A 3,529-nucleotide genomic window follows, 5' to 3' on the forward strand; every position below is an offset into this window, starting at 1 on the left:
AAGAGATCATCCGGTATTAGCACTCGTTTCCAAGCGTTATCCCAGTCTGCCAGGCAGGTTACCCACGTGTTACTCACCCGTCCGCCGCTGACATCAATGGAGCAAGCTCCACATCAGTCCGCTCGACTTGCATGTATTAGGCACGCCGCCAGCGTTCGTCCTGAGCCAGGATCAAACTCTCAATTAAAGTTTGATTCAAGGCTCGAATCGATTCTCATCTATCACTCGTTTAGTTTTCAAGGATCAATCTCGTCACCGTAGTGTCTCTCGCGGCGACGTTTATTAGAATAGCATGTCCAATACAAACTGTCAACAACCAATTGCTTCTTTTCTTTTCATCACCACATCTCTCGCGGCGACAAGAGTTATCTTACCACATCGCTCACAAAGTCACAGAGTTGCGCCGAAACAAACTGAAACAAACCTTGAGTTCGCCTCGCACGGTCAGGCCGATTTCTCGTCCATTCTCCCTCGCACGCACATTAACTTTATCGCTACGAGCACATACAAAAAAAGACCCGATCCGCAACGGATAGAGTCTTTTTCCTAAAGATAGTGCCTCGCGACGTCCTACTCTCCCAGGACCCTGCGGTCCAAGTACCATCGGCGCTGGAAAGCTTAACTTCTGTGTTCGAGATGGGAACAGGTGTGACCTTTCCGCCATCATCACGAGACTTTAAAATGGTGGGCCCAAGAAGATTCGAACTTCCGACCTCACGATTATCAGTCGTGCGCTCTAGCCAACTGAGCTATGGGCCCGGGTATTGATTTGAAAAATGGCGGAGCTGACGGGATTCGAACCCGCGGTCTTCCGCGTGACAGGCGGACATGTTAGGCCACTACACCACAGCTCCATGTGGTTGCGGGGACAGGACTTGAACCTGTGACCTTCGGGTTATGAGCCCGACGAGCTGCCAACTGCTCCACCCCGCGACGGTATTAAGTTAAGAAATGGTGGAGGCTGACGGGATCGAACCGCCGACCCTCTGCTTGTAAGGCAGATGCTCTCCCAGCTGAGCTAAGCCTCCGTAAAACGTGGTGACCCGTACGGGATTCGAACCCGTGAATGTCGCCTTGAAAGGGCGATGAGTTAAGCCGCTTCTCCAACGGGCCAAGATGGCTCCCCGAGCAAGACTCGAACTTGCGACCATCCGATTAACAGTCGGGCGCTCTACCAACTGAGCTATCGAGGAATAATGGTGGAGAGTAGCGGATTCGAACCGCTGACCCCCTGCTTGCAAGGCAGGTGCTCTACCAACTGAGCTAACCCCCCATTAAAACTGGTGAGCCATGAAGGACTTGAACCTTCGACACCCTGATTAAAAGTCAGGTGCTCTACCAACTGAGCTAATGGCTCACAATGGCTGGGGAGGAAGGGATCGAACCTTCGCATGACAGAGTCAAAGTCTGTTGCCTTACCGCTTGGCGACTCCCCAACAAAGTGTTAGTTTTAAAAATCATGGGGCGATCGAGGGGAATCGAACCCCCGAATGCCAGAGCCACAATCTGGTGCGTTAACCACTTCGCCACGACCGCCATGATTGGCAGGGGCAGCAGGACTTGAACCCACGACATTCGGTTTTGGAGACCGACGTTCTACCAACTGAACTATGCCCCTGCGTATTGAAGTTGTTGAAGTGAAAATGGTGGAGAGAGAAGGATTCGAACCTTCGAAGCTTACGCAACGGATTTACAGTCCGCCCCATTTGGCCACTTTGGTACCTCTCCAGATGAAATTGGTAGCGGCGGAGGGATTCGAACCCCCGACCCTCCGGGTATGAACCGAATGCTCTAGCCAGCTGAGCTACACCGCCACGATGGCGGAGAGAAAGGGATTCGAACCCTTGAGACGGTTTCCCGCCTACACGATTTCCAATCGTGCTCCTTCGACCAAACTCGGACATCTCTCCATGTTAAGAAGGTGTTTCGTTTTGTTTACCGCTCTCGGCGGCGACAAGAGCTATCTTATCATGATCCCATGTACTCATCAACTTCCGCTACCCTCCATATTCTCGCATATTGAGCCGAATAGATAAGCTAGATGATATTATCTCATCCAGAACACATATTCCTCACTTTTTCTTAACAAAAGCGACCTCCACGAATTCGATTCGAAGAGGTCGCTTTTTACAGAGGTTCCATGCGGAAATCCCGCGCCAGGTCACGGGTCAGCTTGGCCAGCACGCGCTTGTCGAGGTCGTCCTCCGACACGTAATTCCCGGAGATCATCCGCAGCACCGACTCCCGCGTTGGAAACAGCTCGGTGAAGGAATCCATGAGCAAGCTCACCATCGTTTCATTGTACACGCGAGCTTTGATCAACATCTCAGAGGCGCAGTCCTTGTGGCAGTCATTATACATGTCTTGCAAACAGAAGGTCTCGATGTTCTATCTGGCGCTTGGCTGTCTCCTCATTCCCCCCTGGGACTGGCTCCAGCTTCAGCGAGAACGCCTTCGGATTGGGCTCAAACCAGCTTTTCACCCAAACCTCCTCCCGATCGTCCTCAAACGCCACACGGAACGCATAGACCCGCTCAAACCCCGCCTGGTATGGATGCTGGTGCGGCACCGCATAGAAGTCCCGATCACGTTTCATCCGTGAATTGCAGATCGAACAACTCGGCACCATATTCGCAAACGACACCGCCAAAAACGGATCGATCGACTTCGCATAAAAGTGATCCAACTCCGCGCGAGTCCCGGTCTTTTTGCCCTCCATGCGCACGGTATGGATATACTGCCGGTTGCAGTAGGGGCACACGTTGATCTGCAAGGAGCTCGTCAACCAATAAGCACCGACATCCTCTGACTTGCCACGTCCGCTAAAGTCCTCGTAATGGAAGACATCCTTCAACTTTTTCCGTATCGCCTCCGCGATCAGATGCGGACCTTCTGTAGCAGCAATGTTCTCCTGAGCGCGTTCCCTGGAATCAGCTTTTTTCGCAAGCGCGAGAGACCGCTACGCACTCTGATAACTCCGTGTAGCTTTCGTAAGCCACCCCATTACCTCGGGATGACGATTGAGCAGCTCCCCCAATACCTCTCGCAGCTCTACCGGAGAACCCATCACAATCTTGCCTTGCAATCTCTTTACATCAAGAAAAAACGCCTTCTGAAACAGATCCGTTTCGCCCTCCACCAACTCAGCCAGTTTCGTCGCAAACCCTGCCCCTACAAAATAACGCTCATCATGCAGCCGAGCTACAAGCGCATGGTGTCCCTTATATGCGGCGATCATGACTCGCGCATCCTCTGAAGTTGAACCCTTGGTTTTTGAGGGCCTTGTATTCCTGAAGGAGCTACCACCTTTTCTTGGGCTTGTATGTATGCAAAAAAAGACCCGATTCCCTCTGGAATCAGGTCTTTCTCTAGTGCCTCGCGACGTCCTACTCTCCCAGGACCCTGCGGTCCAAGTACCATCGGCGCTGGAAAGCTTAACTTCTGTGTTCGAGATGGGAACAGGTGTGACCTTTCCGCCATCATCACGAGACTGTGACAACTGGGTAGAGCAACTTTGTGAGTTCAAGAC

At 52.2% G+C, this 3,529-nt stretch carries 3 protein-coding genes, 14 tRNA genes and 3 rRNA genes; all 20 read right to left on the reverse strand.

All coding sequences use genetic code 11. The features are described 5' to 3' along the window. Positions 1-187, reverse strand: a 16S ribosomal RNA gene (locus C7459_RS22500); the annotation flags it as partial. Between the two features lie 370 nt (positions 188-557). Beyond that, positions 558-674: ribosomal RNA gene (rrf, locus tag C7459_RS22505) — 5S ribosomal RNA — on the reverse strand. A gap of 8 nt (positions 675-682) precedes the next feature. Next, a tRNA-Ile gene (locus C7459_RS22510) sits at positions 683-759 on the reverse strand. Positions 760-777: 18 nt separating this feature from the next. Next, positions 778-854: transfer RNA gene (locus C7459_RS22515), tRNA-Asp, on the reverse strand. Between the two features lie 3 nt (positions 855-857). Continuing rightward, a tRNA-Met gene (locus C7459_RS22520) sits at positions 858-933 on the reverse strand. Positions 934-952: 19 nt separating this feature from the next. Beyond that, positions 953-1,028: transfer RNA gene (locus C7459_RS22525), tRNA-Val, on the reverse strand. 8 nt (positions 1,029-1,036) lie between these two features. Continuing rightward, a tRNA-Glu gene (locus C7459_RS22530) sits at positions 1,037-1,113 on the reverse strand. A 4-nt stretch (positions 1,114-1,117) separates the two neighbouring features. Further along, positions 1,118-1,193, reverse strand: a tRNA-Asn gene (locus tag C7459_RS22535). Positions 1,194-1,197: 4 nt separating this feature from the next. Next, positions 1,198-1,273: transfer RNA gene (locus C7459_RS22540), tRNA-Ala, on the reverse strand. 8 nt (positions 1,274-1,281) lie between these two features. Then, positions 1,282-1,357: transfer RNA gene (locus C7459_RS22545), tRNA-Lys, on the reverse strand. Positions 1,358-1,361: 4 nt separating this feature from the next. Then, positions 1,362-1,436: transfer RNA gene (locus C7459_RS22550), tRNA-Gln, on the reverse strand. Between the two features lie 24 nt (positions 1,437-1,460). Next, positions 1,461-1,536, reverse strand: a tRNA-His gene (locus C7459_RS22555). A 6-nt stretch (positions 1,537-1,542) separates the two neighbouring features. Continuing rightward, positions 1,543-1,618 (reverse strand) — tRNA-Trp (locus tag C7459_RS22560). Between the two features lie 26 nt (positions 1,619-1,644). Continuing rightward, positions 1,645-1,728, reverse strand: a tRNA-Tyr gene (locus C7459_RS22565). A gap of 9 nt (positions 1,729-1,737) precedes the next feature. Further along, positions 1,738-1,814: transfer RNA gene (locus tag C7459_RS22570), tRNA-Met, on the reverse strand. Between the two features lie 4 nt (positions 1,815-1,818). Then, positions 1,819-1,910, reverse strand: a tRNA-Ser gene (locus tag C7459_RS22575). 217 nt (positions 1,911-2,127) lie between these two features. Continuing rightward, positions 2,128-2,325 (reverse strand): hypothetical protein, encoded by a 198-nt coding sequence (locus C7459_RS22580; protein WP_109691452.1) that lies wholly within the window; start codon positions 2,323-2,325, stop codon positions 2,128-2,130. Between the two features lie 28 nt (positions 2,326-2,353). Continuing rightward, positions 2,354-2,854 (reverse strand): hypothetical protein, encoded by a 501-nt coding sequence (locus C7459_RS22585; RefSeq protein WP_109691453.1) that lies wholly within the window; start codon positions 2,852-2,854, stop codon positions 2,354-2,356. A 105-nt stretch (positions 2,855-2,959) separates the two neighbouring features. Beyond that, a complete protein-coding gene (locus C7459_RS22590; protein ID WP_109691454.1) occupies positions 2,960-3,238 on the reverse strand; it encodes a hypothetical protein in 279 nt (92 codons plus the stop codon). A gap of 135 nt (positions 3,239-3,373) precedes the next feature. Then, a 5S ribosomal RNA gene (gene rrf / locus C7459_RS22595) occupies positions 3,374-3,490 on the reverse strand. Positions 3,491-3,529: the final 39 nt, after the last annotated feature.

The sequence above is a fragment of the Tumebacillus permanentifrigoris genome (assembly GCF_003148565.1).
GTDB lineage: Bacteria > Bacillota > Bacilli > Tumebacillales > Tumebacillaceae > Tumebacillus > Tumebacillus permanentifrigoris.